We start from the raw sequence: 19,482 nt of genomic DNA on the forward strand, positions 1-19,482 counted from the left end.
AATACAAATTTTATGTGCACTGTTTAACATTGACCAGCTGAGCTATCTCCCGTAGCAAAGCCGTAGCAAAAGTACCCGGTGGCAAGGCAAATTCGACGATTAAATGATCACCTTCCCACTCATAGCGAAACGCCTCCGGGGATAAAATCATGGCCCGGCGCTCCTGGCTAAGACCGCAGTGCTCCAGCCAGTTGCACCAAGGCTGCCACGGAGACAACACTTGCTCTTCCAACAGCCCCAGGGCATCCGTTGACAGATTTCTGCCACGCCCCCAAAGAGGCCCAGTTGGGTAATCTTCAGGTTCTCCAACGAGAGGGCTCTGCCAGGTTCCGGTGTTGACTCGTTCAGCCAAAACCTGATTGAACAGCCAGCTACGGGCAGCAGACATGGCGAAGGCCTTTTCGCTTTTGCGGCAGCGACCGTCTTCTTCAGCTAAGTTTTTTGCCAGGCTAAGGTTATTGCCATCAATCCCAAAGCGCTGTTCACCGAAGTAATTGGGCACCCCTTTGGGAATTAGCTGAAGTACTTCTTCTGCTTTGTCCCGATCACCTTCTACATTGCGCAACCGAATCTTGAAGCGATTCCCTATATGCTCGCCGCGACGCAACTTGCGTGGTCCCCGGAAGGCCTGGAGCAATGAAATCTCATCGCTGTTAATTTGCGACCAGTCTGCTTCTGGCTTTTGTCCGAGCCATACACTGAACCATTGAGTGGTAACAGCATGTCGGTCTTTCAAGCCATAAAAGCTGACATCCCGGCTTTGCACCCCAGCTAACTTCGCCAATTCCTTGGCAACCCAGGCGGTATTTGCCCCGCGCTTTTCAACCTGTAAGTAAACATGCTCACCATCTTTATCAGCCGGTGGCATAGCCAACTCATCGACAATAAAATCTTCTGGTTCTGTGCGAAAATCACCAGAAATTACCGCACCCCCAAGCGCTCGGGGCCAATCCAGGTTCCAAACTTCAGACATCTTTGCGCTCTAATAAAACAGTAGCTTGCGCGGCGATACCCTCACCGCGACCAGTAAATCCAAGCTTTTCTGTAGTGGTTGCTTTGACACTGATCGCATCGCAATCAACACCACAGTCAGCGGCAATATTGACTCGCATTCCATCGATATGCGGAGCCATTTTGGGGGCCTGGGCAATCAACGTCATATCCGCATTAACCAGGCGATACCCTTTACTATCGATTAATCCAACAACATGTCGAAGCAGGTTTCTACTATCCGCTCCGGCAAATTGTTCATCGTTATCGGGAAAGTGTTTACCGATATCTCCCAGGGCCAGAGCACCCAGTAAGGCATCCGATAGGGCGTGCAGTAAAACATCCCCATCAGAATGAGCTACCAAACCATACCCATAGGGGATTTGTACTCCTCCGAGCACTACATGATCACCTGGGCCAAATGCGTGCACATCAAAGCCCTGGCCTATTCGAAAACTCACTATCGCTTATCCTCGGTCGGGGAGTAGCGCAGACGTAAAATAGTTTCTGCAATTATGATATCGGCGGGGTGCGTCACTTTAATATTGTCACTTTCACCCGCAACCAATTGCGGTGAATGGCCAAAAAACTCCAGTGCACTGGCTTCATCGGTTACAGCAACCCCTTGTTCCAGGGCTTTACCAAGGCATGAGTGCAGAGTACTGAGAGGGGCCCGCTGTGGGGTTTGCGCCAACCAAATACTTTCGCGGTCAACCGTTTCTTCCACACAGGCTACACCGCCAGTCATATGACTGCGCTTTAATGTGTCGCTTGCGGGGCGCGCCAAAAGTGCCATCGGTGAGACTTCGTCACTGAGTAAAGCGCAAATATCGCGCTCAGACACACAGGGTCGTGCAGCATCGTGGACTAAAACCGGAGTATCGCCGCTTTCTCGCTCCGCCAGGAAATCCAGGGCGGACTGAACAGAGTCTGCTCTCTCAGCTCCACCAATGACGGTGTGTACCAAGGGGTGGTTTGCTTCTTTCAGGTGAGGGAAGTAGGTATCCTGCTCCGATAGCGATACTACAACGCCAGCCAAACCTGGCCACCCAAGAATATTTTTTAAAGTCAGGGATAGCAGTGGTCGCCCGAGCAATGGCAGGTACTGTTTCGGGCGATCAGCCCCCATACGTTTGCCAACGCCGGCAGCGGGTACAATGACCCAATAATCCTTAATCAATTTTCAGCCTCTTCCTTATCCAGGAAGATAAACAGTGTTTCCCCTTCCTTGATCAGTCCCAGGTCATAACGGGCTTTCGCTTCCACACCATCAGTGCCAACTTTCAAACTGCGGACTTCCCTAAACAGTTGACGGTTTTCCCGCACCAGCGCGATATTTTTTTCTTGCTGTTGGGCTAATTGACGCTTGAGACGGGTAACTTCGGCGAGACTACCTTCACCAACCCAAAGTCGGTACTGGGTGGCGAGGAGCATAATGGTGAGTATTGCCAGCAGCCATTTCATACGAGATTACGATATTTCGCTTGTTCGTATTTATAGTACTACAAAGAGGGGCTGGCCCCTCTTTGTAGTACTTGCACGCTAATTCAAGTAATGGATTACTTGAATTCAGCGCGGCCGCGATAAGGAGCGGAGCCATTCAGCTCAGCTTCGATGCGCAGCAGACGGTTGTACTTGGCTACGCGGTCTGAACGGCAAAGGGAACCGGTCTTGATTTGACCAGCAGCAGTTGCAACCGCCAGATCCGCAATAGTGGTATCTTCGGTCTCACCGGAGCGGTGAGAGATCACAGCGGTATAGCCCGCATCTTTAGCCATTTTGATCGCATCCAGAGTCTCGGACAGGGAGCCGATCTGGTTGAACTTGATCAAGATAGAGTTACCGACACCTTTCTCGATACCTTCTTTCAGGATCTTGGTGTTGGTTACGAACAAGTCGTCGCCTACCAGCTGTACTTTTTCACCAATTTTGTCGGTGAGAACTTTCCAACCGTCCCAATCACTCTCGTCCATACCGTCTTCGATAGACAGGATCGGATAGTTGGCGGACAGATCGGCCAAGTAGCTGGCAAAACCTTCGCTATCGAACTGCTTGCCTTCGCCAGCCAGATCGTACTTGCCATCTTTGTAGAACTCGGAAGAAGCGCAGTCCAGAGCCAGGGTAATGTCATCGCCCAGGGTGTAACCGGCCTTTTCTACCGCTTCAGCAATCACTTTCAGCGCTGCTTCGTTGGAAGGCAGGTTCGGAGCAAAGCCTCCTTCATCGCCAACTGCAGTGTTCAGGCTGTTGCTGGACAGTACTTTCTTCAGGGAGTGGAAGATCTCAGCACCTTGGCGCAGAGCTTCGGCAAAAGATTCAGCCTTAACGGGCTGAACCATAAATTCCTGGATATCCACATTGTTGTCAGCGTGTTCGCCGCCATTGAGGATATTCATCATCGGTACCGGCATGGAGTACTCGCCCGGGGTGCCGTTTACCTCAGCAATGTGCTGGTACAAGGGGATTTTTTTGGAAGCGGCAGCTGCTTTAGCGGCAGCCAGGGAAACCGCCAAAATAGCGTTGGCGCCGAAGTTCGCCTTATTTTCAGTGCCGTCGGCATCGATCATCGCCTTGTCCAGGGCGCGCTGATCAGTAGCATCCATACCCTTGAGCAGGTCGGCGATAGTAGTGTTGATATTTTCAACCGCTTTCAGGACACCCTTGCCCAAGTAACGGCTTTTATCGCCATCGCGAAGTTCCAGCGCTTCACGGGAGCCTGTAGAGGCACCGGAGGGGGCGCAGGCGGAGCCAATAGAACCATCCTCCAGGATTACATCGGCTTCAACGGTAGGGTTACCGCGAGAATCCATTACTTCAAAGGCTTTAACAGCGACAATCTTGCTCATTTACAATGGGCTCCGTATTGGTACTTACTGAAAATAGGTTTTCGTAAATCAGACTTTACGCACTTTTTGCTACAGCGCTCAGGCCAAATAGCAGAGGGGAAAGTGCCGCGCGCCCAATCAGGGCGCGCAAAAATATCTCTTTTTATTTCGTATCCAGCGGCTCAAAACCTTTAATCAGGTCATCTACCGCTTTCATCTGCGCCAGGAATGGCTCCAGCTTTTCCAGTGGCAATGCACTGGGGCCATCACACAATGCTTTGTCTGGGTTCGGGTGTGCTTCCAGGAACAGGCCGGCAATACCGATGGCCAAACCTGCGCGGCCCAGCTCAGTGACCTGTGCGCGGCGACCACCAGAAGCTGCACCGGAAGGATCGCGCATTTGCAGTGAGTGGGTGACGTCAAAAATCAGCGGCGCACCGCCGGAGGCATTGATCATGGTGCTAAAGCCCAGCATATCGACAACCAGGTTGTCGTAGCCAAAGCAGGCACCGCGCTCACACAAAAGAATATTTTCGTTGCCACACTCAGCAAATTTCTCCACTACATTTTTAACTTGCGGCGGGCTCATAAACTGGGGCTTTTTGACATTGATCACTGCACCAGTCGCTGCCATAGCGGCGACAAGATCAGTCTGGCGGGCCAGGAAGGCCGGCAGCTGGATAATATCCACGACTTCGGCAACCGGAGCAGCCTGGTGTACTTCGTGGACATCGGTAATCAAGGGAACCTTAAAGGTATCTTTGATTTCCTGAAAAATCTTCAGGCCTTCTTCCATTCCCGGTCCGCGATAGGAATTGATGGAAGAGCGATTGGCCTTGTCAAAAGACGCTTTAAAAACATAGGGAATACCCAGTTTTTCAGTGACTTTTACATAGTGCTCAGCCACCTGCATCGCCAGGTCGCGGGATTCCAGTACATTCATACCGCCGAACAGCGCAAAGGGCTTATCGTTGGCGACCTGAATATTTCCGACTTCAATTGTTTTCACTGTCAGCTCCCTGTCATCTCACCCCCAGTCACAGAGACCGGGGGCGGATTACTGATTAACCCTGGTTTTCACGCTGCTTCATTGCGGCGGCAACAAAGCTTTCGAACAGCGGATGGCCGTCGCGCGGGGTTGAAGTAAATTCCGGGTGGAACTGGCAAGCAACGAACCAGGGATGGTTCGGCAATTCAACCATTTCTACCAGGGTATCGTCTGCAGACCAGCCGCCAATTTTCAAACCAGCTTGCTGCAGGCGATCAACGTAGTTGTTGTTCACTTCATAGCGGTGGCGGTGGCGCTCTACAATGACGTCAGCGCCGTAGATATCGCGAGCCTTGGTGTCTTTAGCCAAGCGACATTCCTGGCCACCCAAGCGCATGGTGCCACCCAGGTCGGACTGCTCGTCGCGCTTCTCGATATTGCCTTCGCTATCGATCCACTCTGTGATCAGGCCAATAACCGGGTGCGGGGTTTTAGTATTGAATTCAGTACTGTTGGCACCTTCGAGGCCGAGCACATTGCGCGCGAACTCGATAACCACAGACTGTAAACCGAGGCAGATGCCCAGGTAAGGAATATTGTTTTCACGAGCGTAGCGAACAGATTCAAGCTTGCCCTCTAAACCGCGCTCACCAAACCCACCTGGAACCAGGATTGCATCGGCATCCTTGATCAGGTCAATGCCGTTCTCACCCTCAACGTCTTCAGCGTTGATAAAGTCGATATCCACTTTGCAGCGATGCTTGATACCCGCATGGGTCAGGGACTCGATCAGGGACTTATAGGCATCCAGCAACTCCATGTATTTGCCAACCATGGCAATTTTCACTTCGTGCTGCGGGTTCAGCTTGCCATCGACCACTTCGTCCCACTCGGAAAGGTCTGGTGCCTGGCATTCCAGCTGCAGTTTTTCCACAACGATATCGTCGAGGCCGTAACTGTGCAGAAGACGCGGTACGCCGTAGATGGTCTTGGCATCGGGCAGCGGTACAACAGCGCGCTCTTCCACATTGGTGAACAGTGCGATCTTGCGGCGGGAGTCCTCATCGATCTCGCGCTCGGAACGGCACAGCAGAATATCCGGCTGCAAGCCGATAGAACGCAACTCTTTAACAGAGTGCTGGGTCGGCTTGGTCTTGGTTTCACCAGCAGTGGCAAGGAAAGGCACATAGCTCAGGTGGATCAACAGGGCGCGATTGGTGCCCATTTCCACACGCAGCTGACGCACAGATTCCAGGAACGGTTGGGATTCGATATCACCTACGGTGCCACCGATTTCAACAATTGCGACATCGACATCGCGGCCACCTTCTACAACGCGGCGCTTGATCTCGTCGGTAATATGGGGGATCACCTGTACGGTGCCACCCAAGTAGTCACCACGGCGCTCTTTGCGCAGTACGGTTTCGTACACGCGGCCGGTGGTGAAGTTGTTACGCTTGGACATCCGGGTACGGATAAAGCGTTCGTAGTGACCCAGGTCCAGGTCAGTCTCGGCACCATCCTCGGTGACATACACCTCGCCGTGCTGGAAGGGACTCATGGTACCCGGGTCTACGTTGATGTAGGGGTCCAGTTTGAGGATGGTAACCTTGAGGCCACGGGCCTCGAGAATGGCGGCCAAAGAGGCGGAGGCGATACCTTTCCCCAACGAGGAAACCACGCCACCAGTTACAAAAATATAGCGCGTCATGCAAAACCTTGGTCAGTTGAGCGCTCGATGAATGTCGAGCTTACAGGGCTGGCCCGGGCGGATAATCCAGCTTCTCCCGGTGCCTTTTAGACGGGGCGCCAGGGTAGCAGAAACCCCCTTAACACTCAATCGAAAAACCGCCAGCCGGGTGGTTCATCCGGGATGGCGCAGCCTGCTTTGCATGAAAAGAGCCCCGCGACAGCCACCAGATCATCCCCCAAAAATACCAATGGGACACGATCCCTGAGCCAGGGCTCAAGGGCCCACTCCTGCAAGAGCTTCTTAAGCGTTTGTGACCTGGAGCGATTTACCGGGTGCGCACGCTCCCCCCCCCTGCGATAACACACTCTATAGTCGTCCACTGGCCAATCCGAAGAGGGCCGAAGAATGCCACCCGCTGGCAGAGCCAGATTAGAGCGGCCATCCCAGTGCCAACCTTTATCGGAGTTATTGGCAATTGGCGCCAGCTCAGGGGTCAGGTAAAGGCGATTCCGAAAACGCCGCACCACTCGCCCACCCAAATTAACTTTAAGCTGTGCATCCTCTGCCGCATGAGTCACCTGGGAAAGCGCCTGATTTAATAGGGCCGACTCTGGCGGCTGCCCCCCTTGGCGCAACACCCAATGCCGCATAAGGTTTTTACGGCGCCCCTCGCTAAGGCTGAAGAAGCGAGGCAGGGCCAGGCTTTCGCCAAATCGCTCCACCTTTAAATCAACCTCCTCCAGGTCAGCAAGTGCCAACTCAGACAGCAAGTCCGCAGACTCCCTCAGGTTCTCCGCTGCCCGAGCGATCTGGCGACTCACTCCCCAACGCTGGTTGAGCAGTGGCACAACTCGATGCCGCAAAAAATTCCGCTCCAGGGCCTCATCCGCATTGCTGTCATCTTCAATCCAGCTCAATCCGTGAGCCTCAGCCCACTGCTCTAGTTCTTTTCGCCCCGCCCTGAGTAGAGGGCGCAGTAAGTACTTATTATCTCCGATCGTTCGACTCTCGGACATGCTGGCCAATCCCAACACGCCCGCGCCCCGCATTAAGCGCAGCAGGAAAGTCTCAGCTTGGTCATCCGCGTGGTGACCGAGCAGAATTTGATCACCTTCGGACATCACCTGATTGAAGGCCTCATATCTCGCCCGGCGAGCCCCCTGCTCCAATCCGCCATCTTTGTAATCAACAGTAACCTGAATGGCTGTAAAGGGTACCGCCAGACTTTCAGCAAACTCTTTACAGTGAGCCAGCCAAATGTCCGCATTTGTATTTAGGCCATGGTGAATATGAAGCGCACGCACGGGAACCTGGCAAGTTACCAGAAGGTGCAGGAGAACAGTGGAGTCCAGACCACCAGAAAACCCCACCCACAACTGGCCGCTGGCAGGGTGGGACTTTAGTAACCCCTTTATCAGAGTTGGGAGTTTTTTAGGGAGGTCTACGGGTTTCACAAGGGATCGAGCCAGAATCAAATTTTCAAAAGTATACCGCCAAACCCAGCAAAGGCGGCTAGAGCCCTTTAGCTGGGCTCTATAGCACCCTTCTCACTGCCAGCCCTGGCTTCGCAATAAAGCCGGCGGTACTCGGTCGGCGTCATACCAACCATTTTCTTAAAAAAGGAGTTAAATGTAGCCTTGGTATTAAAGCCCGAGGACAACATTACCTCCATCACGGTGAGCCCCGCATTTTGCGGCTCCCGCAACATCCGTTTTGCCTCATCTATACGGTAACGGTTTACAAACTCGAAGAAGTTGCACTGAAAATGACGATTAATCGTCTGTGAAAGCAACCTGCGTGATACCTGTAACTGCCCTGACAACTGCTCTAGGGTAAGGGCTGGAACCAAGTAAGGCTTTTCTTCCCGCATATAATTTTCAATTTGGGCTGCCAACTCCAGATCAATCTCAGGCTCCCCATTAGCATCCTGTTCCTGGTCAGAACCTACATCTTCCCCGGACTTCTCCACTTTATGCCCATCGCCCTCAAACATTGAGGAGTAACTGAGACTGAAGAAGATCATGGCACTAACCAAAACAAATACGGCGTAGTTACTAAACAGCCCCATCGCTCCAATATCCAACTGGAGCTGCCACTCCTGCGCCAACCCTACCGCCAGGTTAATCATCAGAGCCCAAATACGAACCAGCAAGAAGCCCCAGATCAACACCAGCAGCCAAGTCAGGTCAATTTTCTCAATACTGGAATGATTATCTCGAATCTGCCTGCGGCATCGACGCACCTCAAAAAGACACAAAACACCGAAAAGTACCCGAAGCGATTCACGAGCCAATCCCAACAAGTGATCGAACATTGAGCCAGTAGTTAAATTCTCCCCACGCAGCATGGCTGTCTTGGTTTCGCTATCAAATTGCCAGTAGGAGAAATATTCAAACACGACTGCCAGAAAAAAAGGCAGCAAGTACCAAAGGTCCCGCCTGGAAATCCTAAACCCCTCGCGAGTTAAGGAGCGGGTATACCAAAGTAACAGGGGGCCTTCTAACCAGTAGGCTGCGCCAAATACAAAAAACAAGTTCGGGGAAGTCTCAATGGACCAACTGCGGAAACCCTCACCAAAATTAATCAGGATATCCAGGGGAATAGCGGCTTGTGAGAACAGAAATAGCGCCAACAAGGTGTTGCTGAAACGCCGCTCACGACGAATCACTAACAACAACAGTGCAAAAAGAGCGCACTGATAACTGGTCATTATCAGAACAATATCGTGGAAATTGAATAGTAAAGCGTCCATTGATACTCAGATAGCCCTTCTACCTTCTTGAAAGGTCTAGACATTCCTGCGAAGTCGCGCCTTGATTGTGAACCGCTCTGCATGCCAGAAGTATCACGGAGTTATTCAGAGGCTCCCTAGAAAGATATTACCACTAAACCACCATCGGCCCGCCCAAATAAGGGGTAAAGCTTTAGGTAATACCTGAATTTGTACGTCCAGATTTGGGTATTACCACAATTCAAGACGACGAGTTTAAGCCCCAAAGACAAAATCTCCCTACCAGTATCGATTCACTAGAAAAGAACTAACTCTTCAAGCAACAAGAGGAGACCGGGATGATAAACCGTCGGAAATTTATTCAAGGACTGGCCACTGTGGGCGGGACCTCTCTGGCCCTAACCTGCACAGAGCAGCAAGCTCTTGCGGCAGCAGATAATTTTTTCAAATCGCGAAGAACTGACGCCTACCGGGCACGGCTTTTCTCTATTGAACAACTCACCACCCTGCACAAAATCTGCTCCTACCTGATACCCGCAACGGATACTCCCGGCGCAGCTGAAACAGAGTGCCATTTATTTGTCGATCACTATTTAACCGGCTGCATAGAAGAGCAGACCCAGCTAAAAACCAAAAAGCTCTTACATGAGTTGGATGAGCGTGCCACCACCCGGTATGGACACCCCTTTATTCATCTTGCCCCAGAACAATCGGTTGCTCTACTCGAATCACTCGACACCGGAATAGCCCCCTTTAACCCAGACTTACAGCAAGATTTCAGGAATCTTAAATTCCTGGTGTGCCTTGGCTACTACACCAGCTTTACCGGAGCCACCCGTGAGCTTGCTTACCAAGCAATTCCCGGTGGGTTCAAAGGTTCAGTTCCCTTGGATCAAACCGGGAAGGCCTGGGGTTCACTGCCACGTATTTAAAGGAAAGTACTATGCAAAATGATGAATTATTGATCCAAAAAGAAAGCCAGGTATTTGACGCAATCGTTATAGGGTCAGGCATTAGCGGCGGCTGGGCAGCAAAAGAACTAACCGAACGGGGATTAAATACCCTGATGATAGATCGGGGCCGGATGGTAAAACACGGTCAGGACTACCCCACAGAAAACAAGGGACCTTGGGAATTCCCACTCCGTACTAAAATGAATCTGAAAGAGAAAAAAGAAATCTACCCAATACAAAGTCGTAGTATTTTTCTCAATGAAAGCACCAAGCATTTTTTCTGTAATGACAGCGACCAACCCTACTCCACAGAGCCCGGCTCAGACTTTACCTGGATTCGCGGCAATCAAGTAGGGGGCAAAAGCCTTCTCTGGTTCCGGCAGTCATATAGATTTAGTAACCACGACTTTCTCGCAAACAAACGTGATGGCGTAGGAGTTGATTGGCCCATTCGCTACAAGGATATTGCACCCTGGTACAGCAAAGTCGAACGCTTTGCCGGAATCAGTGGCAATACGGACAATATTGAGCAACTGCCAGACTCCGAATACCAACCACCATTTGAGATGTACCAGTGTGAACAAGACATCAAGTCCAGGTTTGAAAAGCAGTATCGTGATAAGCATTTCATTATTGGAAGAGCTGCTCACCTGACCAAGCCAAACCGGGAACAGGTAGCCCTAGGCCGATACAACTGCCAGGCTCGTAACCAGTGCCAACGAGGCTGCTCATTCGGCGGCTACTTTTTTACACAAAGCGCCACCATGCCAGCCGCAATGAGAACCGGCAAACTACAAATTGCCAGTAATAGCGTGGTACACAGCCTTATTTACAACTCGCAAAAGAACCGAGTAGCTGGCGTAAGGGTAATCGACAGCGAAACCCTGCAACAACGAGAGTATTTTGGCCGAATCGTTTTCCTCTGCGCATCCACATTGGGCTCAACCCAAATACTCCTCAACTCAGCCAACAAGCATTTCCCCAAGGGGCTCGCCAACAGCTCTGGTGTACTGGGCCACTACCTAATGGACCACAATTACAATGCCTCAGCCCACGGCTTTATTGATGGTTATGAAGATGAGTACTTCTCCGGGTGGAGACCAACCGGCATCCTGATTCCCAATTTCCAATATCGCCCCGAACTTTACCGAAAGCACTACAAGCGCGGCTACCAGATTTCAGGAAGCGCCTATCGGCAGGACTGGCGGACAATGGCTGCTTCCGAGGGGATTGGAAAATCTTTCAAAGAAAAACTGCAACAACCTGGGCGCTGGGGATTTTGGATTGGTGCACAGGGAGAGATGTTACCGAGACACGAAAACCAGGTCAGGCTCCACTCCACCAAAAAAGATAAGTGGGGAATCCCGCAACTACATATCAATTGTCAATGGTCTAAAAATGAGCGCCTAATGATGGAGGATGCCTGTGAGGCCATGCAAGCTATGCTTAAGAATTTGGGGCTAAATGAAGTTAGTGGACAAGTCACTAGTGATAAATATCCCCCTGGAAGTGCCATCCATGAGGTAGGCACAGCACGAATGGGTAGTGATAAAACCGACTCAGTTTTAAATGGGTACAACCAATCGCACGACATACCCAACCTTTTTGTAACCGATGGCTCCTGCTTCGCCTCTTCAGCAGTTCAAAACCCCTCTCTAACTTTTATGGCATTAACTGCTCGAGCCGCAAACTATGCAGCCAGCGAACTTTCTGCGGGGAGATTATAAAAGTGATAAGCCTACGAAATTTATCTCGCAATCTGTTTACAGCTATTCTCTTGACAACTTTACCTGTCGTAAAATCAGTCGCAATAGAAGTGAATATGACTACTGAGAAAATTGAACCCCAACTCGGGGTTCAACTATGGTCTGTTCGCCATGAGTTAAACCGGGACTTTTCAGGCACACTAAAAAGACTAGAAGCAGCAGGTTTTAATGCGATAGAACTGGCTACGGAACTAGGTCCGTACAAAGAAAAGCCAAAGGAACTCCGCTCTCTACTGGAGCAATTAAAGCTAAAAGTGAGCGGTGCACACGTTTCTATTACCCAGCTGCTCCCGGAATTAATAGATACAACGGCCACTTATTACCAGACCCTGGGTGCCGAATACCTAATCGTTGGCTGGGACCCGAGAAGCTGGAACCCTAACGGGGTAGACAAGTTAATATCGCAGCTTCGCAGTGCGCAATCCGCTCTTTCCAAGTACGGTTTGAAAATGGGATTTCATAATCACGATAAAGAATTTTCCACCTATCAAAACACAACTTTCTGGGACTATATATCCCAGTCTACTGATGACAATTTCATTTTGCAGTTAGACATCGGCTGGGCTTCTGCGGCAGGCAAAGATCCTATCAACTATCTAAAACGATATCCGGGGCGAACCTATACCACTCATTTTAAATCCTGGGTTCCTGATGAGAATATTAACAATAAAGCTATAGTCGGCATGGATCTAATAGATTGGCCTTCAATTATTGAGGCCAGTATCGAAGTCGGCGGCAGCCAGTGGATTATTCTTGAGCAGGAGACTGCACCAAAGGGTATGGAAACAATAGAGGCACTTATAAAATCAAAAGCAAATCTTCAGCAATACCTTTCATCGTATATGTCCACTAGAAAGGATATAAAATCATGAAATACCTATTCCCCGCTCTATTGACTTTGATACTTCAAACCAGCAATTGCATAGCAATGACAGCCGCCCCAGAAACTTACAACTATTTACTAATTCCCTATCCGCTGGAAAAACAGCACACCATTCAAGAACCAAGCATCGCCCCTTCAAAAATCACCATCACCGCCACAAAAGGCAGTGATTTATTCACCAATGCCGACAGCTCTTATCAAGTAGACAATGCCCCAAGATTAATTTTCGCACCGAAAGCTGACTTTATTTTTTCCGCAAAAGTCTCTGTAAACCTTGAGAAAAGCTTTGATGGAGCCGCTTTAATTGTTTATGCAGACGAGGGAAACTGGGCAAAACTTCTACTTGAGAGGTTTAACTCTGGCAAAAATGGCATAGCGTCTACCGTCGTTTATAAAGGTGGTGACGATGCCTACCATATAGAAACCCAGAGGGAATACAGCCATCTAAAAATTGCAAGGAAAGGAACTACATACTTCTTTTATCACTCAGAAGATAGCAGACACTGGTCATACCTTCGATCATTTTCCCTGCAGACCTCCAAGTCCACCAGGATTGGTTTTCTCGCCCAATCACCTACAGGCCCCAAAGTACAAGCTTTGTTTTCTGATATTAACTTTGAGGAAAAAACAATTACAGACTATATGCAGGGAACCTAACGACCCGACTATCGTCTCGAAGAAAAAACTTCGAGAGAACATTAATAACAGCCTTCGAGATACATAGCTATGACAAGCGCAATTTCTGTCATAGCTATGCATCTCGAGCCACCCAGGAAATGCTTGTTATCAAGCAGTCCGCGCCAAGGGCCTGTTTATACCAAGAAGATACCCAGAAAGAAGCTGATAAAATTCTTCAGGCTTTTCCAGCATAGGACTGTGCCCACAATCATACACTTCACAATAATCCAAATTATCATTCTGGGAGGCCAGCGACCGCCAGGATTCAGCCGGTGTTATTTGATCGAAGTCTCCCCATATTAACTTGATCGGGCATCTCACTTTCTTCAAACTGCCATGAACATCATACTTCCTACTTATATTCAGCCATTTAACTACCGACTTAAACGTTTCGTTGGTGGAGAAAATAGTATTGATATCGGCGACGCCCTTTTCGTAGTCCGGTTTCGGCAGGCGGTTAATATCTCGGAAGACCCGCTCACAAAGTATATTTGCTGCTCCAGGTACCGACCCGCGTAAATCAGAAAGGGAAACTCCTGCCTCCAACTCCTCAAGCCCCGGGGCTCCACTGATAACCACCCCAGCTACCAGTTCAGGATATTTTGCGGCAAAATCTAACGTAATAAGCCCACTCATCGAGTTGCCGACCAAAATATTATTATCCATATCTCCATTTAACTGGAGACACTCTCTAATCATTTCGTGCGCCGAATCCAACTTACCCATAAAAACCTCAGGGATAGATGGCTCGAAAACAGTTATTTTATGCCCCTGCTGCCGGCAAGCGTCTGCAACTTGGTTCCAGATCCATCCACGCGCGAAAAGTCCTGGTAAAAAAACGATATGACAAGGTGCCATTAGTTCCTCCAATTCCATTTCAAGTTAATTTATCCGCACCATCCCCGGCACCACCATGGCCGAGGACCTCAAAATGCACAAAAATCAAATAGGGAACCAACCCACCATAACCGCCATAATTCAATGGAAGGCCAGGTCTGAAAAACAAACACTCGAAAAATAACCAGCAATAAGAATGCCAACTATCCAAGAGCCCTAATTTTGAGAGCGAAGTCATACTAACCTGAGAGGAATGGCAGCTTCATTTCAAATCAATTACCTTTCTGTTCCCGAGAAAATGGAACCTGCGCAAAGCCTACCCCACTCCAAAATTTAAATAAGATTAGAAAATAAAATTTATTGAATTATCTATTTGCCTGCACGTTTGCAGTGCCTGACAACTCAATACAGCACCAATAGCGGCAATAATTTTGTGACAAGTAATACTATGAAGGCGTGAAATAACAAAAATCAGGAGAGGTAGATTTATCGTGGGGTAACGCTATCCAATATACTAAAAATGGAGAAGGAAATAGGACCCTATGAGGCATGGATGCCGATTAGGAGCTTACAGGGATGTATTCACAGCGTGTCTCGAGTGAAGTGTATTCTTTCCTTCCACCCCAGTAGTAAATCTATGGGATAAAAGAAATAGTAATATCTGGAAAGAAGAGATTGGCGGGTAAAAAAGTGCCAAGAGGATAGAACATCACACTGGCACCGTTCCTGTGAGAACAAATTGTTTCAGCCGCTAACCGGAACCAAAAAACAGGCTCCGGTTAGAACTGAGGGTAATTAGCCCTTTAAGTGTGTTGTAACTTAACCGTCACAACGAATATCAGCAGATACTCCAGCTTCCGGGGTCAACTTAACGTTGGCAACCGCAATAGCCATCGGAGCTTCACTCTCCAAGCCAAAGGCACTAAACACCTTGCCGAAGTCCGCACCGGCTTTTACAAAGCACTGCAGATCTACAGAAACCCGAGTCCAGCTTTTCTGCTCCATGGATTTCAGCGCAGACTCCAGCGGTACCTTGGCAGAACAGCCATCACCACAGTTCATGGTAGCCACCACCGGCTTTTCAATTGGCTGATCGACACGGATATTCAGTGTCAGCGCAGATTTCTCTTCCAGGTAGACATTCAGGTCCTGCATATATTCAGCAGACAACTGAACTGCACCAGGACGCAGGCCTTTCCAGGTAATCAGTCGAGCATCTTCCTGGGAAGACATATCGATGGAGCTGACAGTGATGTTTTTATCGTCTCCGCTAACCGCGAAGTTACCGTGTACAGGTACAACCTCTGCCCCAGCTTCAGCGATATTCAACACCCAGGGAGCTTGCGGGCGGGATACCAACAGCCAGGCTTCTTCCAAACCGCCACCGGCACTGGATTCACTGGTCTCCGGCAATTCGTTACTCACCAGGGATTCCTGTTCAGCAGCCAGGCCATAGCCCAACTCAAACAGTGGCTCGTAATTGTCGTGGTATGGATTCAGGACATTCTGATAGCTGTGCATTGGCCAGCTAAATGGCAGCTTGCCGGTAAAGTCGTAACGGGCTTCCCCATTGGCGTCTTTAATCAGCACATCCGCAACACCAGCACCTTCAGAGCCAGGCAGCCAGGCGGCAACAAAGGCATCGGATGCATTCAATTCACTGTTAATCCAGAGAGGACGGCCTGAAAGGAACACACTGACTACCTGAACACCCTGCTCACGTAGTTTTTTCAGCAGTGCCAAGTCCTTCTTATTACCGCGTTGATACTCCAAGTTGGTAATATCGCCGTGCCACTCTGCATAGGGCTCTTCGCCAAATACAACAATAGCAACCTTGGGCGCCTTGCCATTGGCAAAAGTGGCATCTGAGAAACTGCCATCAGCACTCAATACAGCTTCACCGCCAGCGGCTTTAACCGCCGATGAAATGCCTTCAAAGATTGAAGTGGCACCGGGGAAATCTGCGCGCGTGTTGCCGGTACCCTGCCAGGAAATCGTCCAACCACCACTCTGCTTGGACAGGTTATCCGCACCATCGCCGGCAACCAGAATATTCTGATCCGCAGCCAATGGCAGCAGCTTGTCGTTATTTTTCAGCAATACCAGGGATTTGCGTACCGCTTCACGAGCGATTGCGCGGTGCTCCGGATTGCCCAGGATGCCGTCTTTGCCTGCCAGCGGCATATTGCGGTCAAACAGACCTGCACGGATCTTCACTCGCAGGATACGGCGAACAGCATCATCGATACGCTCTGCACCGATTTCACCGCTCTTGGCCTGGGCCAGGGTGTTGTTGTACAGGGCTTTCCAGTCCGCCGGCACCATAAACATATCGAGGCCGGCATTAATCGCCGCTGCACAGCTCTCTACGGTGCAACCGGGCACGAAACCGTGGCCATTCCAGTCGCCCACAACAAAGCCATCAAAACTGAGGCGCTCTTTCAGAACGGTGGTCAGAAGGTATTTGTGGCCGTGGAGTTTTTCACCGTTCCAGCTATTGAATGAAGCCATCACGGTCTGTACGCCAGCCGGCAGAGACGTCAGGTAACCCGCCGCATGGACCTCTGCCAGTTCTTTTTCCGGAACCGCGTTATCACCTCGGTCAATTCCTCGATTCGTACCACCGTCACCGACAAAGTGCTTGGCAGTGGCAACCAGGTTTTCGCCGCGCAGGAATTCAGCGCTGGATTTTTCGCCCTGGAGCCCCTTCACCATTGCCTCGGCATAATCCGCAACAATCTTGGGATCTTCGGAATAGCTCTCGTAAGTTCTGCCCCAGCGGTCATCGCGGACTACCGCGACGGTAGGAGCGAAAGTCCAATCGATACCGGTCACTGCTACTTCGCGGGCGGTGGCGCTGCCAATACGCTCAATCAGCTCCGGGTCTTGGGCGGCACCCAGACCAATATTATGCGGGAACAGGGTCGCACCGATCACATTGTTGTGGCCGTGAACCGCATCGGAACCCCAGATCAGGGGAATCGCAACACCGCCATCGGAAGTGTCCATAGAAGCCTTAAAGAAGGCGTCAGAAAGGGCCAACCAGTCTTGCGGCGTGGCAAACTTATCGTTGTTCGGGAAGGCGCCACCACCATTCAATACGGAACCCAGGTGATAGGTCTTCACATCTTCAGGAGTAACGCTGCGGATTTCCGCCTGGATCATCTGACCCACTTTCTCTTCCAGAGACATGCGGGACATGATTTCAGTGATTTGGGCTTCCAGCTTTTCATCGCGTGGTAAGGCTGGCTTGAGTTCAGGCCAGTTGTCGATGCCCTCGGCGGCACTGGTGCCAGTATCGGCCTGCGCTTTATCGGCTTTTGGCTCAGTTTGTTGGCTCTCGGAATGACACCCGGCGAGCACAGAAGCACAGAGCACAAAGCCCAGCGAAAATCGCTTACTAAAATTCACGAATAACTCCCAAAATTATTCCACGCTTGTTAACTGGCTCTACGAGTTGCGCTCAGACAAACTTCAGAGGAAATATCTCCAAAGCCTTACGCACAGCGCGACCTACTATCGCCATATTTATTATGCCGCACATCACCTGCCCCGGCAGTTGTGCACGGTCTGCCTCCACCGAGCTGAAATATTAGAGATAACTCCAGATCCAGCTCTCGTCGGAATCATGTTCTGCGAATGCCGTATGCACCGAACGGCCATAAAACTAAGTCATGGCTACCCTGTGGGCATAGTTCGCAATGACAACAAATTGCAGTACTTGTCTCTACAGGCCAATAGAAATCCGATGGGCTGGTCCAAATTGCAGACAAGGCGGAAAGGATAAATGAAGGTTCTACTCCACCGCGCTACCGCGCAGGGTTCGTGAAAAAGCCCCGTAATAAACGATGTAGCAGTAACACACCAGAGGCACCAAAAATGAATACTGTATACCGGCGCTATCAGCCAGCATTCCCTGGAAAAGAGGAATAATTGCACCGCCTACAATTGCCATGCATAAGATACCGCTACCCTGGCTGGTATGTTTGCCCAGCCCGCGCAAGGCCAGGCTGAATATAGTCGGGAACATGATCGAGTTGCACAGGCCCACTGCAACTATGGACCAGACCGCGATCGGGCCTGACGTCATCATCGCGATTGCTATAAGTACCACCGAACCCAGGCCACAAACCGCCAGGGTTTTTCCAGCAGAGACAAAGCGCAGCAAAAAGGCCCCGGCAAAACGCCCTATCATCGCTCCGCCCCAATAATAAGAGACATACTTTGACGCTTCAAAAGGAGCCATCTTTGCCACTGATGGTTCACCAAAGAAACTCACCAGAAAACTGCCAATAGCCACCTCTGCACCTACATAGGCAAAAATACCTACAGCCCCCAGGGTCAAGCGGGGGAAACGCCACAGAGAAAACACATCGTGACCATCCGCTCCGCCACCCTGTTGGTGCTCGGGAATAGCCGGCAACCTGATCCAGGAAAAGAAAGCGACCATCACCAGTAGTAGAACCGCTAACCAGAAATAAGGGGTCTCCACCAAAGCCGCTTCGCGGGCCCTGAACTCAATAATACTCGCCGCTGTATCCGGGTCAGCGGTAATAGTAAGTCCCGCAAAGAAAACTGCGCCGCCAATCACCGGTGCCAAGGTGGTTCCCAGGGAGTTAAAAGCCTGGGTCAGATTCAGTCGACTGGGCGCCGTGCGAGCACTGCCCAGTGCGATAACATAGGGGTTTGCGGAAACCTGCAGCAGGGTAATTCCGGAAGCCAGAACAAACAGCCCCAGCAAAAAGACTTCGTAGATTTGCAGGCGGGCAGCGGGAATAAAGACCAGGCAGCCCGCACAAGCCACCAAAAGCCCGAGCACCAGACCAAGCTGATAACCAACCCGCCTCAACAACATGCCTGCCGGCACAGATACCAGGAAATAGGCAGCAAAAAAGTAAAACTGCACCAAGACAGCCTTGGTGTAACTCAACTCAAAAACATTTTTTAAGTGCGGCACCAGCACATCGTTCAGGCCGGTAATAAATCCCCAAATTAGAAATAGGGACGTAAGTGCAATTAAATTGATATAACGCGGGGCAACACCGGCCGCTACTTCGGCACGGGCATCAGTGTCATATTTAGCCATCTCGCTCGAGGAGAACCCCGATTCGGGCAACATCTGGCTCATCGGAAACCGA

Annotated in this window: 16 protein-coding genes; 4 read left to right on the forward strand and 12 right to left on the reverse strand. The window is 50.4% G+C overall.

What is annotated here, in order from left to right; all coding sequences use genetic code 11:
• Positions 1-10 precede the first annotated feature (10 nt).
• The 9 genes from truD to ACJJIN_RS11410 form a co-directional block, all read right to left on the reverse strand.
• On the reverse strand, positions 11-973 hold the full coding sequence (truD, locus tag ACJJIN_RS11370; RefSeq protein ID WP_444898141.1) for a tRNA pseudouridine(13) synthase TruD: 963 nt from the start codon (positions 971-973) through the stop codon (positions 11-13).
• A complete protein-coding gene (gene ispF, locus ACJJIN_RS11375; protein ID WP_202862866.1) occupies positions 966-1,451 on the reverse strand; it encodes a 2-C-methyl-D-erythritol 2,4-cyclodiphosphate synthase in 486 nt (161 codons plus the stop codon). The genes truD and ispF overlap by 8 nt, the downstream gene beginning before the upstream one ends.
• Positions 1,451-2,170 carry a 2-C-methyl-D-erythritol 4-phosphate cytidylyltransferase gene (ispD, locus tag ACJJIN_RS11380; protein ID WP_444898142.1) on the reverse strand — a complete coding sequence of 240 codons (720 nt, stop codon included), beginning with the start codon at positions 2,168-2,170 and terminating at the stop codon, positions 1,451-1,453. Before ispD ends, ispF begins: the two co-directional genes overlap by 1 nt.
• Positions 2,167-2,454, reverse strand: a complete 288-nt coding sequence (locus ACJJIN_RS11385; RefSeq protein WP_282931806.1) for a septum formation initiator family protein — start codon at positions 2,452-2,454, stop codon at positions 2,167-2,169. Before ACJJIN_RS11385 ends, ispD begins: the two co-directional genes overlap by 4 nt.
• Before the next feature lie 95 nt (positions 2,455-2,549).
• Complete coding sequence (gene eno / locus ACJJIN_RS11390; protein WP_444898143.1) at positions 2,550-3,836, reverse strand: phosphopyruvate hydratase; 1,287 nt, start codon at positions 3,834-3,836, stop codon at positions 2,550-2,552.
• Between the two features lie 142 nt (positions 3,837-3,978).
• On the reverse strand, positions 3,979-4,824 hold the full coding sequence (gene kdsA / locus ACJJIN_RS11395) for a 3-deoxy-8-phosphooctulonate synthase (RefSeq protein ID WP_413664888.1): 846 nt from the start codon (positions 4,822-4,824) through the stop codon (positions 3,979-3,981).
• Between the two features lie 55 nt (positions 4,825-4,879).
• Complete coding sequence (gene pyrG, locus ACJJIN_RS11400) at positions 4,880-6,514, reverse strand: CTP synthase (protein ID WP_252085084.1); 1,635 nt, start codon at positions 6,512-6,514, stop codon at positions 4,880-4,882.
• A gap of 125 nt (positions 6,515-6,639) precedes the next feature.
• The gene (tilS, locus tag ACJJIN_RS11405) at positions 6,640-7,950 is read right to left on the reverse strand and encodes a tRNA lysidine(34) synthetase TilS (protein WP_444898144.1); all 1,311 of its coding nucleotides are present in this window, start codon (positions 7,948-7,950) and stop codon (positions 6,640-6,642) included.
• 68 nt (positions 7,951-8,018) lie between these two features.
• Positions 8,019-9,248 carry an AraC family transcriptional regulator gene (locus ACJJIN_RS11410; protein ID WP_444898145.1) on the reverse strand — a complete coding sequence of 410 codons (1,230 nt, stop codon included), beginning with the start codon at positions 9,246-9,248 and terminating at the stop codon, positions 8,019-8,021.
• 317 nt (positions 9,249-9,565) lie between these two features.
• On the opposite strand from ACJJIN_RS11410, the gene ACJJIN_RS11415 reads away from it, so the two are divergent.
• From ACJJIN_RS11415 to ACJJIN_RS11430, 4 genes are all read left to right on the forward strand, one after another.
• On the forward strand, positions 9,566-10,159 hold the full coding sequence (locus tag ACJJIN_RS11415; protein WP_444898146.1) for a gluconate 2-dehydrogenase subunit 3 family protein: 594 nt from the start codon (positions 9,566-9,568) through the stop codon (positions 10,157-10,159).
• 11 nt (positions 10,160-10,170) lie between these two features.
• Positions 10,171-11,907: a GMC oxidoreductase gene (locus ACJJIN_RS11420; protein ID WP_444898147.1), complete on the forward strand. Its 1,737-nt coding sequence runs from the start codon at positions 10,171-10,173 to the stop codon at positions 11,905-11,907.
• A gap of 95 nt (positions 11,908-12,002) precedes the next feature.
• Positions 12,003-12,818 (forward strand): sugar phosphate isomerase/epimerase family protein, encoded by an 816-nt coding sequence (locus ACJJIN_RS11425; protein WP_444898148.1) that lies wholly within the window; start codon positions 12,003-12,005, stop codon positions 12,816-12,818.
• The gene (locus ACJJIN_RS11430; RefSeq protein WP_444898149.1) at positions 12,815-13,486 is read left to right on the forward strand and encodes a DUF1349 domain-containing protein; all 672 of its coding nucleotides are present in this window, start codon (positions 12,815-12,817) and stop codon (positions 13,484-13,486) included. Before ACJJIN_RS11425 ends, ACJJIN_RS11430 begins: the two co-directional genes overlap by 4 nt.
• A 129-nt stretch (positions 13,487-13,615) precedes the next feature.
• Here the strand turns inward: ACJJIN_RS11430 and ACJJIN_RS11435 are convergent, their stop codons facing one another.
• From ACJJIN_RS11435 to ACJJIN_RS11445, 3 genes are all read right to left on the reverse strand, one after another.
• On the reverse strand, positions 13,616-14,365 hold the full coding sequence (locus ACJJIN_RS11435; RefSeq protein ID WP_444898150.1) for an alpha/beta fold hydrolase: 750 nt from the start codon (positions 14,363-14,365) through the stop codon (positions 13,616-13,618).
• A gap of 798 nt (positions 14,366-15,163) precedes the next feature.
• Positions 15,164-17,755: a glycoside hydrolase family 3 protein gene (locus ACJJIN_RS11440; protein WP_444898151.1), complete on the reverse strand. Its 2,592-nt coding sequence runs from the start codon at positions 17,753-17,755 to the stop codon at positions 15,164-15,166.
• A gap of 385 nt (positions 17,756-18,140) precedes the next feature.
• The gene (locus ACJJIN_RS11445; RefSeq protein ID WP_444898152.1) at positions 18,141-19,472 is read right to left on the reverse strand and encodes a sugar MFS transporter; all 1,332 of its coding nucleotides are present in this window, start codon (positions 19,470-19,472) and stop codon (positions 18,141-18,143) included.
• Positions 19,473-19,482: the final 10 nt, after the last annotated feature.

The organism is Microbulbifer maximicatervae (SeqCode), from assembly GCF_052467505.1.

Bases quoted from the DNA above. Each gene is read 5' to 3' on its own strand.
- eno (WP_444898143.1), bottom strand. From the start codon at position 3,836: ATGAGCAAGATTGTCGCTGTTAAAGCCTTTGAAGTAATGGATTCTCGC.
- ACJJIN_RS11415 (WP_444898146.1), top strand. From the start codon at position 9,566: ATGATAAACCGTCGGAAATTTATTCAAGGACTGGCCACTGTGGGCGGG.
- ACJJIN_RS11435 (WP_444898150.1), bottom strand. From the start codon at position 14,365: ATGGCACCTTGTCATATCGTTTTTTTACCAGGACTTTTCGCGCGTGGA.
- ACJJIN_RS11445 (WP_444898152.1), bottom strand. From the start codon at position 19,472: ATGAGCCAGATGTTGCCCGAATCGGGGTTCTCCTCGAGCGAGATGGCT.
- ACJJIN_RS11385 (WP_282931806.1), bottom strand. From the start codon at position 2,454: ATGAAATGGCTGCTGGCAATACTCACCATTATGCTCCTCGCCACCCAG.
- ACJJIN_RS11420 (WP_444898147.1), top strand. From the start codon at position 10,171: ATGCAAAATGATGAATTATTGATCCAAAAAGAAAGCCAGGTATTTGAC.
- ACJJIN_RS11425 (WP_444898148.1), top strand. From the start codon at position 12,003: ATGACTACTGAGAAAATTGAACCCCAACTCGGGGTTCAACTATGGTCT.
- truD (WP_444898141.1), bottom strand. From the start codon at position 973: ATGTCTGAAGTTTGGAACCTGGATTGGCCCCGAGCGCTTGGGGGTGCG.
- ACJJIN_RS11430 (WP_444898149.1), top strand. From the start codon at position 12,815: ATGAAATACCTATTCCCCGCTCTATTGACTTTGATACTTCAAACCAGC.
- ACJJIN_RS11410 (WP_444898145.1), bottom strand. From the start codon at position 9,248: ATGGACGCTTTACTATTCAATTTCCACGATATTGTTCTGATAATGACC.
- pyrG (WP_252085084.1), bottom strand. From the start codon at position 6,514: ATGACGCGCTATATTTTTGTAACTGGTGGCGTGGTTTCCTCGTTGGGG.